17 protein-coding genes are annotated in these 15621 nt (G+C 38.7%); 2 read left to right on the forward strand and 15 right to left on the reverse strand.

Features of this window, described 5'->3' with window-relative positions; genetic code table 11:
• The 13 genes from N523_RS0118420 to N523_RS0118480 form a co-directional block, all read right to left on the reverse strand.
• The gene (locus N523_RS0118420) at positions 1-489 is read right to left on the reverse strand and encodes a chalcone isomerase family protein (protein WP_028834800.1); all 489 of its coding nucleotides are present in this window, start codon (positions 487-489) and stop codon (positions 1-3) included.
• Positions 490-519: 30 nt separating this feature from the next.
• Positions 520-1020 (reverse strand): DUF2878 domain-containing protein, encoded by a 501-nt coding sequence (locus N523_RS0118425; protein WP_028834799.1) that lies wholly within the window; start codon positions 1018-1020, stop codon positions 520-522.
• Positions 998-2260, reverse strand: a complete 1263-nt coding sequence (locus tag N523_RS0118430; RefSeq protein WP_024600867.1) for an SAM-dependent methyltransferase — start codon at positions 2258-2260, stop codon at positions 998-1000. Before N523_RS0118430 ends, N523_RS0118425 begins: the two co-directional genes overlap by 23 nt.
• A 54-nt stretch (positions 2261-2314) precedes the next feature.
• Positions 2315-3052 (reverse strand): DUF1365 domain-containing protein, encoded by a 738-nt coding sequence (locus N523_RS0118435; protein WP_028834798.1) that lies wholly within the window; start codon positions 3050-3052, stop codon positions 2315-2317.
• Entirely contained in the window at positions 3045-4298 is a 1254-nt protein-coding gene (locus tag N523_RS0118440; RefSeq protein WP_028834797.1) for an NAD(P)/FAD-dependent oxidoreductase, read from the reverse strand. Before N523_RS0118440 ends, N523_RS0118435 begins: the two co-directional genes overlap by 8 nt.
• On the reverse strand, positions 4295-5005 hold the full coding sequence (locus tag N523_RS0118445; protein ID WP_028834796.1) for an SDR family NAD(P)-dependent oxidoreductase: 711 nt from the start codon (positions 5003-5005) through the stop codon (positions 4295-4297). The genes N523_RS0118440 and N523_RS0118445 overlap by 4 nt, the downstream gene beginning before the upstream one ends.
• Before the next feature lie 2 nt (positions 5006-5007).
• Positions 5008-5436: a nuclear transport factor 2 family protein gene (locus N523_RS0118450; RefSeq protein WP_013463257.1), complete on the reverse strand. Its 429-nt coding sequence runs from the start codon at positions 5434-5436 to the stop codon at positions 5008-5010.
• 1 nt (position 5437) lies between these two features.
• Positions 5438-6832: a deoxyribodipyrimidine photo-lyase gene (phrB, locus tag N523_RS0118455; protein ID WP_028834795.1), complete on the reverse strand. Its 1395-nt coding sequence runs from the start codon at positions 6830-6832 to the stop codon at positions 5438-5440.
• Entirely contained in the window at positions 6832-7785 is a 954-nt protein-coding gene (locus tag N523_RS0118460) for a YbgA family protein (protein ID WP_028834794.1), read from the reverse strand. The genes phrB and N523_RS0118460 overlap by 1 nt, the downstream gene beginning before the upstream one ends.
• Before the next feature lie 8 nt (positions 7786-7793).
• Positions 7794-8459 (reverse strand): ChrR family anti-sigma-E factor, encoded by a 666-nt coding sequence (locus tag N523_RS0118465; RefSeq protein ID WP_028834793.1) that lies wholly within the window; start codon positions 8457-8459, stop codon positions 7794-7796.
• On the reverse strand, positions 8452-9075 hold the full coding sequence (locus N523_RS0118470) for a sigma-70 family RNA polymerase sigma factor (protein ID WP_013463253.1): 624 nt from the start codon (positions 9073-9075) through the stop codon (positions 8452-8454). Before N523_RS0118470 ends, N523_RS0118465 begins: the two co-directional genes overlap by 8 nt.
• A 70-nt stretch (positions 9076-9145) precedes the next feature.
• Positions 9146-9724: an LON peptidase substrate-binding domain-containing protein gene (locus N523_RS0118475; protein ID WP_036950068.1), complete on the reverse strand. Its 579-nt coding sequence runs from the start codon at positions 9722-9724 to the stop codon at positions 9146-9148.
• A 228-nt stretch (positions 9725-9952) separates the two neighbouring features.
• A complete protein-coding gene (locus N523_RS0118480; RefSeq protein ID WP_013463251.1) occupies positions 9953-10231 on the reverse strand; it encodes a hypothetical protein in 279 nt (92 codons plus the stop codon).
• A 297-nt stretch (positions 10232-10528) separates the two neighbouring features.
• Between N523_RS0118480 and trhA the strand changes: the two genes are divergently transcribed.
• Both trhA and N523_RS0118490 read left to right on the forward strand, forming a co-directional pair.
• The gene (trhA, locus tag N523_RS0118485) at positions 10529-11158 is read left to right on the forward strand and encodes a PAQR family membrane homeostasis protein TrhA (protein ID WP_028834792.1); all 630 of its coding nucleotides are present in this window, start codon (positions 10529-10531) and stop codon (positions 11156-11158) included.
• A gap of 203 nt (positions 11159-11361) precedes the next feature.
• Positions 11362-14391, forward strand: a complete 3030-nt coding sequence (locus N523_RS0118490; RefSeq protein WP_231485864.1) for a bifunctional diguanylate cyclase/phosphodiesterase — start codon at positions 11362-11364, stop codon at positions 14389-14391.
• Position 14392: 1 nt separating this feature from the next.
• Here N523_RS0118490 and N523_RS0118495 read toward each other — a convergent pair whose 3' ends face one another.
• Both N523_RS0118495 and N523_RS0118500 read right to left on the reverse strand, forming a co-directional pair.
• Positions 14393-14698, reverse strand: coding sequence for an MGMT family protein (locus tag N523_RS0118495; RefSeq protein WP_013463248.1), 306 nt, complete (start codon positions 14696-14698; stop codon positions 14393-14395).
• The gene (locus tag N523_RS0118500) at positions 14688-15590 is read right to left on the reverse strand and encodes a LysR family transcriptional regulator (RefSeq protein ID WP_024600876.1); all 903 of its coding nucleotides are present in this window, start codon (positions 15588-15590) and stop codon (positions 14688-14690) included. Before N523_RS0118500 ends, N523_RS0118495 begins: the two co-directional genes overlap by 11 nt.
• Between the last annotated feature and the right edge of the window lie 31 nt (positions 15591-15621).

The following is a 15621-nucleotide window of genomic DNA, read 5'->3' on the forward strand; positions in this document are numbered from 1 at the left end:
TTAAATCCCTAAAAGTTGATTTCTAATCGATGGTTCTGAGGTGTTCTCACTTAGCCAAATAGCTAAGAAGTCATCTGCAAAAGTGGTGTCTTCTATGCGGCCTATTTCATTGTCATTGTGAAAGAAAATACTGCGTCCTTGCTGATCGGTCAGTAAGGTTAACGATTCACCCTTTTTAATGTCTGGCCATATGGCTAATAATTTATCTGCATAGCGAGCTGATAATTGTGATTTACCTAAATATTGCCATTGCTCTTTAGTGGCTTTTACAATGTCTTTAGCATCAAAGTCGCGCAGGTAAGTTAAAGTAAATTTAACCGGCGTTTGCTTGGGACTATAAGATCCAGAGGGAGTAAAAAGCGTTGCATCATAAACATCCCAAAAAAGGTATTCCATACGTGCCTCGCCCACTTTGTTAAACTGGGTATCAGCATAAGCAGCATGGTTAAACAGGGCATAAATTAGTACTAAATTTAAAAGCGTTTTCATAATCAGCTCCAAGCAGTAAATACAATTGTTTTATTGCTTAATAAACGCGCCAATTTTACCGTTAATAAATAAAATAACGCTAAACGTTGCAGCCCATAAAGCACCGTATAAAGGCCAAAATTGCCATAGCGGCAAGCCGAGTTCTAACACGTCGAATCGCGCCCCCGCCCAATAACTTCCTGGTGCAAACGCTAAACATACAATAAACGCTTGCCAAGGTTTGAGGGTTGTTAAAAACGACATTGAGGTGTTAATACATAGCAATAAAGCAGCCCATAAAAACACTAACCAAAGCGGAAATGGCGCTACTTTAAATTCAATCAGACCGAACTTAACCGCGATAAATTCACTTAGTAAGGCTAGTGGTAAGCACTTTAGAAGCAAAAAAGCATCCTGTTTTTTTTGCGCTGACAAATAAAACATTAATGCAATGACTACTGTTGAATAGACAATTGAATGCTGTTCAAGCAGTAGGCATAAAAACCACACTACTTGAAACAGTACAAAATTAATAAGCGAGTGCAATCTCATCATTACTACTCGTAAAACGGGGTTTGCGTGCCATTAAATGCACGGTGCTTGTTGCGCGAGTTCTAAATGCGCCCTCGCAATAAGCAAAATAAAATAGCCATAGACGATAAAATCGCTCATCAAATTTATTACTATCGAGGTTTGGCCAACTTGCAATGAAACGATCTCGCCAATCAGCAAGGGTTCTTGCGTAGTGAGCACCAATATCGCTAACTGTGTGGATATTCATATCGGTATGATTTTTTATTTGCTCACTCATTTCGTTGAGCGAAGGCAAACACCCACCAGGGAAAATATATTGCTGAATAAAGTCAGAATTTTTTAAATAATGCTGGTAACGCTGGTCGCTAATTGTAATTGCTTGAATAAGCATAGCACCGTCGTCTTTTAATAGCTGACCGCACTGAGTGAAAAAACTAGGCAAGTACTCATGACCAACCGCTTCTATCATCTCAATTGATACTAGCTTATCGTATTTACCGGTTAGTAAACGGTAATCTTGTTTGAGTAAAGTTATTTTGTTTTCAAGCCCAAGCTCTTTAATTTTATTTGCAACATAATCGTGCTGTTCATCAGAGATGGTAGTGGTTGTTACATGGCAGTCGTAGTGAGTAGCCGCATATATTGCAAATGCTCCCCAACCTGTACCAATTTCAATGACGGTGTCGCCTTGTTGTAACTCGACTTGTTCACAAATACGCTGAAGTTTGTATTGCTGTGCTTGCTCGAGGGTGGCGTCTTTACTTGGGTATACGGCACTTGAATAAAGCATTTCTTTGCTTAAAAAAGACTCGTATAAGTCATTGCCTAAGTCGTAGTGTGCAACAATATTCTTTTTAGAGCCCGAGTGAGAGTTTTTATTTTTAATGTGGTTTATACGATGAGCAATGTTACTAAAAAAAGCGAATTTCTTTTCAAATGCGTCTAGTTGGTCTTGGTTAATTGCAAAAATTTCTATCAACCGAGTTAAGTTATCACACTGCCACTGCCCTAATATGTAAGATTCTCCCGCGCCAATACTTCCCGAGAGCGCAAATGCTTTATACATAGCAGTATCATTAACGGTTACCGTTACTTTAAGCTCTGATGACATATCGCCAAATACAGACTGCTGATTATTGTCTACAAGCACTATTTGGCCTGTTTCAATAGACGAGAACGCTTTGAATACTAACTTCTTGTATAAGTTAGTAAACCAACTTGTGCGTTCTTGAACGCGTAAGCTCGATACCTTTTCCATACACTTACCTATATTATTGTTATTACTTGTTAAACAACATAAATTAATAAAAAATCATGATCTACCTGAATGACCTAAAAATGGGACTTTTTTAACAAATAGTTTAAACGCTTGATAATAAATACCTTTGAAAATAGACCATGTCATTGCTGGAAAACGCTTAAGCAATTTACTCATTTGTTCACAGCTCAGTGTTTGACGCTGTAACCTTAGTGATGCGTCAAAAAGTAATTCGTCATCACGCTTATTTTCTATACGTATCAGTATATTGTCTTGCTTTTGTCGAACAGTCCAATGGTAGTTCATATCTAAGTTCATGAAAGGTGATACGGAAAAAACTTTCTTAAAGTTCACTTTTTTTTGTAGTGGAACCAAGTAGTAATGTCGTTCATTCCATGGGGTATTACTCACCTCAGCGACCATGTAGCTAAATTGATTATCATCATGGCCAAAAAAATAAAAGTTAACGGGGCTAAAGTAAATACCCAAGCAGCGTAACTGCCCTAACATATAAACATGACTGAACTTTTCTGTAACCCCTAGCGCAGCTAACTGACCGTGAGCACGCTCTACAATGGGGTTATTGTCAGTATTCGCCAATCCTTTCAAATAATCAGACTGTTTAAATTTTAAAGCCTTAAATCCTGTGGTACCAAGTTGTTTATGTACCCCGTTAAGTGCTTCGATGTTATTTAAGTCAACCCACATCATATAAAGCGGGTAATTAAACGCGTGGTGTTTAACAGCAAAACGGCGATGTTTAACATCGCCTAAATACACTGCGTTAGTCAAACTCTACTCCAAGTTGCTTGGCCACATCAACGGCGCTGCGCACACCATCCTCATGAAAACCGTTGTACCAATACGCTCCGCAAAAGTACGTGTTATTTTGTCCATCAACGGTATGTTTTTGCTGTTGGGCGGCAATAGACTCTTGGTTAAATACAGGGTGGTGATAGGTAAATTCACGTAAAATTTTACTCTGATTAATACCTTCTAAGTGGTTCAAGGTAACGCAGAACTGTGTATCTGATTCTATCCCTTGCAGTATATTCATTTGATACGTAACCACCGCCGCTTTATCGGTATTATTATTGAGTAAATAATTCCAACTTGCCCATGCAGCTTTTCTATCCGGTAATAATGATTCATCAGTGTGAAGTACTACTGAATTTTCTGTGTACGGGATAGCACCTAAAACAGTGGTTTCTTGCTCACAAGGATCGCCAAGCAAAGCTAAAGCTTGATCAGAGTGACAGGCAAAAATGACTTTATCAAACTGTGCTTGCTGATCATCTGCAAAGGTAATTGTTACGCCTTCTGCGTTTCTAGTGACAGACTTAATGTGACTGTTAAGTTTTATGTTGTCGGCAAAACCGGCAATTAAAGGCTTAATGTATTCTCGCGAGCCACCGGGAATAACGTACCATTGAGGTCTATTGGTAATGTCTAGCAAACCATGATTAAAGAAAAACTTTACAAAAAACTCAACCCCTACATTTTCCATTTCTTTAATGCTAGTAGACCAAATGGCAGCACCCATAGGTAAAATGTAGTGGTATTTAAAGAAATCATTAAAGCGATGTTGTTGTAATAATTGACCTAGTGATTGCTCTGTGTAGTGACCTTTTGCGTGCAAAGCCTTACATAACTTATTAAAACGCACGATGTCATATAATAAACGCCAAAATTTAGGTCTAACTATATTTCTGCGCTGAGCAAATAAACTACTAAATGTATGCCCATTGTATTCAAAGCCGGTTGCTTCGTTATGCACACTAAAACTCATTTGTGTCGGTTTACGTTTTACACCAATGCGTTCAAGCAACTTTTCAAAATAAGGGTACGTTCTATCATTAAATACAATAAACCCCGTATCTACCGCGTAATTAATACCGCTGTGCTCTACATCTACAGTTGCGGTGTGACCACCAATATAATCATTTTTTTCAAATAATGTGACATCGTAATGCTTGTGCAGTAAATGTCCGCAGGTTAAACCTGATACGCCAGTCCCAATTATTGCTATTTTTTTCAACGGGTTAATCCTTTTGCAATTTTAAGCCAAAGCGAAAGTGGCAATATTCGCAATGCTTTAAGTATAAGTGTAAAACGATAGGGGAAATGAACTTCTTTGCGGCGTTTAGCGACGCCTTTTATTATATAGTCAGCTGCTTTTTCGGCTGTAACAGCCATCGGCATAGGGAAATCATTTTTATCAGTTAAAGGGGTTTTTACAAAACCAGGGTGTACTAATGTCACATCAACATCAGTTAAATCTACCGCTAGGCTCTTAGCTAAATAGCTAACGCCTGCCTTTGATGCACCGTAGGCTTCTGAACGTGGTAATGGTAAATAAGTAACACTTGAACTAACCATTACTAATTGCCCGCCAGAGACTATTTTTGGTAAAAGCGCCTCTAAGCAGTAACCCATTGATAACAAGTTAACGTTAATAACGCGCTCAAATAAGGCGCTATCAAAATTACGTGCATCGTCAATATACTCGCAGTTGCCAGCATTGAGAATTACGCGGTCAAATTGAGTGTACCCTAACGTTGCCGCTTTTATATCTTGTAAATTAGTGGCGTCAAATTGGCAGGTTTCTATGTTGTTGTGTTTACCTAGTTCAGCAAGTTTTTGCGTATTACGCCCGCAGGCAATCACTGTATCACCCTGCTCGGCATACTTAATAGCAAGTTGTTCACCAATACCCGACGTTGCACCTGTAATAAGGGTAATCATAGTTAACCAGCCCTTTTATCAATAAAATTAATGATATTACCTAGTAATGGGATATGCTTGTATAACAGCTCACCAGCATTAAAGTAATCTCGATGTTTTACAATCTTGTCGCCTTCAAATACCAACTTGCTGTGCCCTTGCACTGTGATGGTTTTACCGGCATTCAGTTTTGGATGAGAGTAATACATTGTCCAATACACAAATGCGTTATTATCGTTGGTAAATGAATCGGTTATGTCAAATCGACAATCCTTAACATTACTGTATAAACCACAAAAATAACGCCTTAAATCTTCTAGACCATTAATTTCGTGCAGCGGATCTATAAATTGTATATTTTTTGCGTAAATTTCGGTTAATAACTCAAGGTTATTTTTATCAAGCTTTTGATATATTTCTACAAATTTATCGACTGATAATTGGTTATCCATATCACACCTTAAATGCATCTAAAGCCCTAGCTCGTGCTGCTTTATGATCAACAATTGCCGGCCAGTAACAGTGTTCACTTTGCCCCGTTGCTGCTAAATAGGTATGAGGAAAATGAATGTGTTTATCTGGGACTTTTTCTAATTCAGGCAGATATTTACGAATAAATTGACCACTTGGATCAAAGCGTTCACTTTGAGTAATAGGATTAAACACTCTAAAATAAGGCTGTGCATCACAGCCTGTACTTGCCGCCCATTGCCAGCCGCCATTATTCGAGGCTAAATCACCATCAATAAGGTGCTGCATAAAAAACTGCTCGCCCTTACGCCAGTCGATTAAAAGATGTTTAGTTAAGAAACTTGCCACTACCATTCGCAAACGATTGTGCATCCAACCAGTTTGCAATAGCTGTTGCATGGCAGCATCAACAAGTGGATAGCCAGTGCGGCCTTCACACCAAAGCTTAAACTCAGCCTCATTATCACGCCAAACAACACTATCGTACTTTTCGTTAAAATTAGCACCGCGCGATAATTTAGGAAATTCGGCAATGAGGTGTTTATAAAATTCACGCCAAATCAGCTCGTTCACCCACGTAAAGGTTTTACTTTTTGAGGTAGTCAAAATATCTGGATACTGCTGTTGTATGTTGACCATTAACTGCTTACTGCTAACAACCCCTAATGCTAAATATGGGCTTAAACCCGATGTTCCTTTTACACTAGGTATATCGCGTACATCATCATAACTTGCTAATTTATCATGGATAAAATTATCGACCACATTAGCTAAAGTGTCGTCATCAACCGGCCATTTTTTTGAACTGTCATCACTGCTGAGTAATTCACACGATTCAATGTCAATAGGGTTTGAAGATAATGGCCACGGCACCAAGCTAAAGTGAGTATCTTGATACTGTTTTAGCCACGCCCGCTTAAAGGGCGTAAACACTTTATACATTTCGTTGTTTTGTGTGCGTACACTGCCAACAGGTGCAATGATGTCACCTTCGTATAAAGTAAATGTTATTTGCTGTTGATCGCATTGCGCTTGAATCGCTTTATCTCTATTAAACTCATTAAGCTCATATTCTTTATTGGCTATTATGTGTTTAATCTCATACTGCTGACAAAATTCGAGAAGCTTAGTTTGGCAGTCTGTGAAATAAGGAGCCTCTATCACGTGTAAATTAATGCCATACTCAGCTAATTTTTCACGGATATAACTGACTCTGCGTTTTAGCAAATCAATTTGAATTGGGGCAGTGTTATGCTGTGCCCATTGTTTTTCGCACACAAAAAAAATGGTGTGTTTAGCACCATTATTTAACGCTTCAATAAGCGCTTCGTTTGAAAAAAGGCGCAAATCGCGCCTAAACCAAAATAGTGTATTCATTACAAACCGTAACGTAACTTTAATTCATTAGGATAAGGGTTAAAGTATATTTGCTTGCTTAAATATTCATTAGGATGAACCTTTAAGTGATGCTTAAGCAAGGTTAGTGGTACATAAAGCGGTACCAACCCTTGGCGATATTCGTCTATTGCATCTCGCATTTCTTCTTTTTCGATTTTCGATAAATCTTTTTTGAAGTAACCTTGCAAGTGCATTAAGGTGTTTGAGTTGTTTTTTCTTGACGCTGGACGTTTCAACGCTGTCATTAAACCGAGAATATACTCATCAGCTAATGCGTTTATATCATCACCTAAATAAGTACCAAGCAAGTGGCCTAAGTCACGGTAAGCTTGATAGTTATGAGCCATCAACAAGTATTTGTATTGCGCGTGAAACTGAGTTAACCGATGAACTGTAATGGGTTCTTTCACCAACTGCTGCCAGTTATATAATGTATAAACACGCATAACAAAATTTTCGCGTAAATGAACGTCGTTCAAGCGACCGTTTTCTTCACAGGGCAGTAATGGGTTGTGTTTCATGATTTGTTCTGCAAAAAAACCAATCCCTTCAGAGGTGTTACCGGTTCCTGCTTCATTGTAAATTTTAACGCGCTCCATGCCGCAACTCGGGCTTTTAGCACAAAAAACAAAACCACTTAAATGACCAGCTTGCTCTGTGGCTATTTTTTTGCCGTATTCTGTTAGCTGAGGGCCAACATCACCTGTACCATCTGGACGACACACTTTAATAGTATCAGCAGTTCTTACTTGACGAATTGTCGGGCGCGGTATAGGTAAGCCAACCGCAACCTCAGGACAATACATTTTATATTCAACATGTTTTGCCAGCTCTTCCATACAAAAGTTAGATTTTTTGTGGCCGCTGTCAAATCTTACCTTTTCGCCTGCTAAGCAGGCGCTAATACCTATTTTTATTGTATCTGTTTGCATAGATTCTCTTAATAAATCAAGCTGCCAATTGGATTAAGCAACTTGCTAAGTCCTTTATTGAAATGTAGCGCACTACTAACTACAGTAAAGCACAAACATCCCTCTTTTGTTAAAGGAGTATGTTGATGACGGCCATCTTGCCAAATAAAATCACCTGGTACATAACTGCCTTCTTCATCTGTAAATTCGCCATCAAGAAGTAGCGTAACTTCAAAACCTGTATGTGTATGCTCAGGAATTTCACCGCCTGCGTCTATGTGCAATAAACTCGAGCGCAAATGCCCATCGTCAAGCGCTATACGTGAACGAGCAAGCTTACCTACTTGTGTAAATTTGCTATGAGAAATACGTGTTAATGCTCTTGGTAAGCTGTAATTATAGTCATTCACTTCAATAGTGACAGGTTCAACGGCATAAACTTCATCAATCGAATCGTCTGACGTGATTAATTCAAGCAACCCTGAGTCCGCTATATCGTCGCTTTGCTCATCGTTATTAACATTCATGTTGTCACTAAACACTGCTTTTGCATTACTTGCCTCGATTTTTTCAACCTCAGCTTGGCATATTGGGCACATATCTACATGAATAGATACGGCTAAGCTTAGTGATGCGGGAAGTGTTGCTGCACAGTATTGTGTCAGTAGTGTTTCACTCGGGTGATGTTTAATCATGCTGATCTCCCATTTCATTACGTAATTTCTGCAAGGCTAAACGTAATCGTGATTTTACCGTGCCTACTGGAATGTTTAATTGTTGAGCAAGCTGCTCTTGCGACATATCTTGAAAGTAAACACCGCGTACCACTTCTCTTTGTGCTTGTGGTAGTTTATCTAGGTAGCGCTTAATTTGTTTATCTTCAAGGTGGTCACTGTATTCGTGATGTGTATCTTCTGATTCATTCAATAACGGCCAGATGTCTTCGCTGATATTTTCTTCTTTGTTGCTTTTCATTTTTCGAAGCATATCAAAGGACGCATTACGCATTACCGTATAAACCCACGTAGTGGCTGCGCCTTTGTCGCTGTTGTACAAATGCGCTTTTCGCCACACTGAAGTGAGCGTTTCTTGCACCAACTCCATTGCTTGGGCTTCTACACCAAACTGCTTAATGCCAAAGCGTTTGATCTTTGGTGCAAAATATTCAAACAAGTACGCGAAAGATTTTTTATCGCGAGATTGGGCTACATTAACTAATGCTTCCCTGAGTTCCGTACTTGGCGTTTCTGGCATGGCAGTATACTTACCTGTGTTAGGTTCACAACGTAATGTTTGTTGTTGACTTACCATAGTAAAATGTCCCGTTATAGCTTTTGTAAGTACCATTACGAGCTAAGAATGTAAGCGGATCAAAATTATTTTAGGCAAATTCGTTATTAATCACAGTATGGAGGAAATTCAGCAAGTTATCAAAATTAGTTTCAAATGCAAGTTGTTGTTTTTTCTCAATAGAAATAGGGAGAAGCTCAAGCCATCTGGCAACAACCCAAGTAAGTTGATTAAACTGGGTATGTTTATAAAGAGACTGTAGCTGTGGGTTATTAGAGAATACTTCTTCTAGTGCCACTTGAAGTAGTTGATGTTCACCAATGTCATGATTACTGCTATTGTACCAATAAGGTGTATTGCACGCAGAGACCTCGCCATGGCGTAACTCCTGTTCGTCTTGGTACACGTTATCTAGTTGCACACTTTTTGATGCAAAAACATCAATCAACAGCATACCGCTTTCGTCTTGATCAAAATCAATAATATCCATTAAACACCCTTGGGCGCTTATATTAAATGGTGTGTCGTGTTCGAAGGTGCAAAGTACAAAACCGCTGTTTGTTTTTAATGCGTTTTTAACCATCGTCAAATAACGAGGCTCAAATATACGTAATCGCGTATAGCCTTCAGGTAATATAAAAATCGGTAATGGGAAAATCGCACGTTTCATAAAGTCTACTTCTTTCAAACACTCTGCCTTTATTTACGTGCGCTCTATTGAAGTCGATCAGCTTTAGTTACATCGATTGTTTTACCGTGTAAGTGCATTCGCTAATTAAACCTCGTTCCCACATTTTTTATCATGTAAGCGATGTAATATACACTCAGTACACTTGCCACTGGCGCCAACATCAGGGCTAACAATTCGAACTCGCTGTTCATCACTTATTCCCTATTTTTATTGCTTTTGTTGTGTTTTTACTACAAGTTGCTTTTCATCAATGCCACTATTATCAACAACTGGGTTGGTTTGTAGTAAACCATCTAAAATAGCTTGGGCATCAAAAGAAACGGCTTCTTTTACTGACTGTTCAAGTTCATGGGTTGCTTGTGATACATAAGTTGTCACCGTTTTAGTCAACATATCTGTAATATCTAAATCGACCTCTGTTGCATGTACTTGAGATGAACCTAATAAAAGTAAACTAGCCAGTGTCATGTTAATTGAAGTTTTCATAATGTTATTCCTTGTTTGTTTATTGGTTAATACACCTAGATACAATCAAGGGCTGTGCCATAAAGAAAAAAATCAATAAATCTTTGTTTTATAAAGATATAAAATAAAAATGTTAAGATTTGCAAAATATGGGTTAGTTAATTTAACTAACCATTTAAAAAATATAACCAAATAGTAGTGTATTTTTTAACATGCCGTAATCCATAAACTGGCAGCACCATGTCAATCAATTCTCAATTGATAATTTCAGCGTACACTTGTACACTAAACGTTAAATTGTAAGTGGTAGGATCTGTTATGTCTTTTGAAGCGCCCTATTCTAAAAAAGAAGAGCTATTAAATGTTGTTAGCCATGCTTTAGGTATTTTATTTGCTGCATTTGTAATTTGGGATTTATTTAAACAAGCTAACTCTGTAAAAGGTTACGCCAGCACAGTCGTTTATGGCAGCAGCTTATTTATTTTATTTTTGTCCTCTACACTTTATCACGCCAGTGTTCGTCCTAAATTAAGAGCGTTTTATAAAAAATGTGACCACTGTGCTATTTACATGCTTATTGCTGGCACATATACCCCTTTTTTATTACTCTCTTTATCTGGGGTTTGGTCTTGGGCTACCTTGGTATTTATTTGGACAGTAGCTTTAGCCGGTGTTGCTTATAAACTGCTTGTTAAAAATGGCAATAAAAAAGTGTCACTCGCTACCTATTTATTAATGGGCTGGTTTGCACTGGCAATTATATACCCACTTTACTCAAACTTACCTATCAACGCACTATACTGGCTACTTACTGGTGGTTTATTTTATAGCGTGGGTACATTGTTTTACAGCGCTAAAAACACTCAATATAGCCACGCTATTTGGCATCTTTTTGTCATTGGCGGTTGTGTAAGTCATTATATTGCCATTACTCACTATGTGTATTAACTAAATACACATAGTGCCTTCCTAGCTAATCTCACAATGTAGCCTATTATTTTACTCAAGCTTTAGTAAATCATGGTGGTTATTTTAAAGTATAATTAAATCTCCCTAATGCTTTAGATGACTGTTTGCTATACTGTTTCAGGAACTTAAAACGCCATTGATCTAAATGGACGCGGCTTAAACAACGCTAGGTGTTATTTACATTGTCACCATCTAATACTCGACCACAGATACTGAGCTTGTTTATAAAAGCAAGACTGGTGTTGATCACATTGTTAATCTCAACGCTTGCATCTGTGTATTCAATCTCCTTACTTGATCAATACATTTATCAGCAAAAGCAAAACTCTATTAGAAAGGTGGCGGGTAGCTACGTTAACCATATTAGAAATAACCTTAACCAAGCACTTTCTGCAGCCTACCCAATTGCGGCATTAATTCGTACTCAAAATGGCGAGACTAAAGGCTTTGAAGAACTCGCTTCTGAAATGTTAAGTCTTTATCCTGGTCTTGACGCCTTACAACTTCATAAAAACGGTATTCTTACACACGTTGTTCCACTTAAGGGCAATGAAAGTGCTATCGGTAATAATGTTTTAGAGAACCCACTGCGAACGCAAGAGGCATTTTTAGCCAAAAAAACAGGTAAATTAACCCTTGCTGGCCCTTTTGAATTATTTCAAGGTGGTATGGGTGCAGCGGCTAGGCTGCCTGTGTATCTAGATACCTCACAGGGAAACCAGTTTTGGGGATTTGCCACTGCGCTTATTCGTTTTCCTGATATTCTTCAAAGCGTTAATTTAGCTCAACTGCCACAGGCAGGCATTGGTTATGAGCTTTCAAAAGTCATGCCCGATACAAATGATGTGCAAATCATTGCTACCTCAGACAACCAAATAACAAAAAACACGGTCGACTTTAACATACAAGTGCCAAACGGCGTTTGGGTATTTAAAGCCTACCCTATCAGAGGCTGGCAAGACAATAGTATGCTGTTACTTGGTATTGCTATTGCGGTTGTGTTTACTTTCTTAACTACACTTTCATCTTATCTGATAACCCGATTAAGAGCGAGCCACCTAAAATTAGAAAAAAAAGTAGAGCAACGTACTCATGCATTACAAAATAACATTAAAGCATTAACTGATACCGAAAGACGACTTCTTTTAAGCCAAAAAGTGGGGGGAATTGCGACTTGGGAATGGGACATAAAAACCAATATAATCCGCTTTTCTGAACATGGTATAAGACTAATTACCGGCAATGTTAAACAATTAGAAATGACTAAAAATGAATACCTAGCCAGTATTCACCCAGATGATCGCGCCAATATAGTAAGCGATATAAATCAATGTATTGACGCGGCGAAAGAATATAATGTTGATCACCGTATTATTACTAAACGGGGTAACGTTCGTTGGTTTAATACTAAAGGGACTCTTGTTAGAGACAGCTCTGGCAGCGCAATTACCATGTTGGGTGTCTCGGTTGATATTACTGAACGTAAATTAATTGAAGAAAAACTACATTTATCCTCTCGGGTTTTTAGAGATACCCACGAAGGGATAATTATTACAAATGCGGATAAAGTTATTGTTGATGTCAATCCTGCCTTTTGTCATATAACCGGTTATAGCCATGATGAAGTTATAGGTCGCAATCCATCATTTTTAAATTCGGGCAAACAAACTGAGTCATTTTATAAAAACATATGGAAACAGCTCAGCCTATATGGTCATTGGCAAGGTGAAGTATGGAACTGCAAAAAAGACGGTGAACTGTATGCTGAGCTACTCAATATTTCAGTTTTAAAAGACGACAACAACGTTACTTTTTACTTAGGAATTTTTACCGATATCACCCAAGCTAAACGCCAACAAGAGCAACTTAGTCGTATTGCACATTATGATTTATTAACTAACTTGCCAAACCGCGTATTGCTTGCCGATAGACTCAGTCAAACCATGTTGCAATGCCGTCGCCTTAACAATTCTCTGGCTGTGGTGTTTCTTGATTTAGATGGATTTAAGCATGTTAATGACTCTCATGGCCATGATATTGGCGATAAATTATTAATTGCACTTTCTATTCGTTTAAAAGATGCACTTCGTGAAGGTGATAGCTTAGCCCGTATTGGTGGCGATGAATTCGTTGCTGTATTGACTAATTTAGGATCAGTTGCCGATTGCGTGCCCGTACTTGAGAGGCTTCTGGCCGCAGCAGCTAAACCTGTCACTGTTAACGATATTGTTTTGAATGTCTCTGCCAGTATTGGCGTAACAATATATCCAGAAGATAATTTAGATGCTGAACAACTGATGCGCCATGCCGATCAAGCCATGTATATTGCCAAACAAATGGGCAAAAATCGTTATCATTTATTTGATACGAGTCAAGGAGATACAGTTAAATTACAGCAAACCGGTATTTCACTTATCCGTGAAGCCTTAGCCAATAATTGGTTTGTACTTTATTATCAACCAAAAGTAGATATGCGAACGGGCAGTATGATTGGTGTTGAGGCATTAATACGCTTGCAACATCCAGAGCGCGGTCTGCTTAGCCCTATTGAATTTTTACCGGTAATTGAAAACAACGCGCTTATGATAGACGTTGGCGAATGGGTTATTAACGCTGCATTATCTCAAATTAACCAATGGCAAATTTTAACACCTAGTTTAAACATAAAAGTGAGCGTTAATGTTGCCGCAGTTCAATTACAGCAGCCTGAATTTAAAGCGCGGCTAACTGAATTACTATTGGCTCATCCACAGGTCGATGCTAGAAACCTAGAGCTAGAAGTACTTGAAACCAGTGCACTTAAAGATGTGGCCCACGTATCTAAAACCATGCAAGATTGTAAAGCTTTGGGCGTTGAGTTTTCACTAGATGACTTTGGTACGGGTTACTCCTCACTCACATACTTAAGGCGTTTACCTGCAAGCTTAATAAAGATAGATCAAAGCTTTGTTAGAGATATGCTTGAAGACTCGAACGATTTAGCAATTGTAAAAGGCGTTATTGCACTGGCTAATTCGTTTAAACGAAGCGTTATAGCTGAAGGCGTAGAAACCCCTGAGCATGCAGCAACACTAATGCTACTTGGCTGTTATCTAGCACAAGGCTATGGTATTGCTAAGCCAATGAAAGCCGAAGATATTCCTATTTGGCTAGACGAATGGACCGCAGATGAAATTTGGGCTTTAACTGACTTACATAAAATGGATAATTAGTTTATTGCCAGCGGTGTTTTGCCATATTGATTCGTTGATTGTTAAAAGTAACACCCTCAGAAAGTAGCTTTTCTCGTTGCGTTTGATACAGCGCACTGCCCTGTGCAAACGCTATTTTACCTTGGCTGTTAACCACTCTATGCCAAGGGATCGTCGAATCTTTTGGCATCTCTTTTAATAATCGGCCAACTAGCCTTGCATTATTAGGATACCCTGCAAGCGCCGCTACTTGGCCATAACTGGCAACACACCCTGAGGGTATACTCGCAATAATAGTATAAATAACCGTTTCTTTATTAACGTCCATTATTGTTTAAGTACTCCTGACTGAGTAATTCAAATTGCTGCCAAATTTTACGGGCAACAGGACCATGGTGCATGGCATGTTGACGAAAAGCACGAATTTGCGCGCTAAACTGATGCTCTCTGTCTGTTACTATTATTTGCTGTAATGAGCCCGCGGCAATTTCTTTTTTACAGTGGCCTAAGCTCATCATTGCCCATCCTGCACCTGACAATAAAAACGACTTTAGGGTAGATATGTCATCTATTTTCATCACCGCAGCCCCTTTAGAATAAGACAGCCTGTCGCTGTCTATGCTCAAGCCACTTTCAAACATCGCTAAACACGGGTAAAGTTGTAACTCATCGTAGGTAAGCTGCTTAGGTAAGATCCCTTTTGCGCCAACAATACCTATATCGAGCTTGCCTATCGGTAAGCTTTCTAAATCGCCGGTGGCATGAAATAAATCAAACCATGGGCCAATCCCAAGCTCGGCTTGGCCGGTATTCACTTGCTCTAAAGATACAAACCGTTTACCACTAGTTAAACGAAATTCTGTACTAGAAAAATGCTTAAAAGTATTACTTATGATCTCGTTATAACTTTGCACATGACAAATTTGCTCATAGCAAACTCTATATTGTGCTTCATTCCCCAGCGCCAGCTCGGTTGCAAGCTGTGTAAGCTGCTCATTCGCGTTTAAAAGCTGTTTAGCTTCACGATGAAAAATACGTCCTTTTTCGGTAAGTTGTAATCGGTATTTAGAACGGTCGAGTAGATCAAAACCTAATTTCGCCTCTAAGTTTTTAATCGCCAGTGTCAATGCAGGCTGAGTTTTATGTAGCTTTAATGCAGCGCCACTTAAGCTCGCACTTTGCACAATAGCATCTAAAATTTGTAATTGATTAAGTTTCATCGTCAGCCTAGCACATTATAAGTAAAACTTA

Source organism: Pseudoalteromonas sp. 23_GOM-1509m (genome assembly GCF_000518425.1).
In the GTDB taxonomy this organism is placed as follows: domain Bacteria; phylum Pseudomonadota; class Gammaproteobacteria; order Enterobacterales; family Alteromonadaceae; genus Pseudoalteromonas; species Pseudoalteromonas tetraodonis.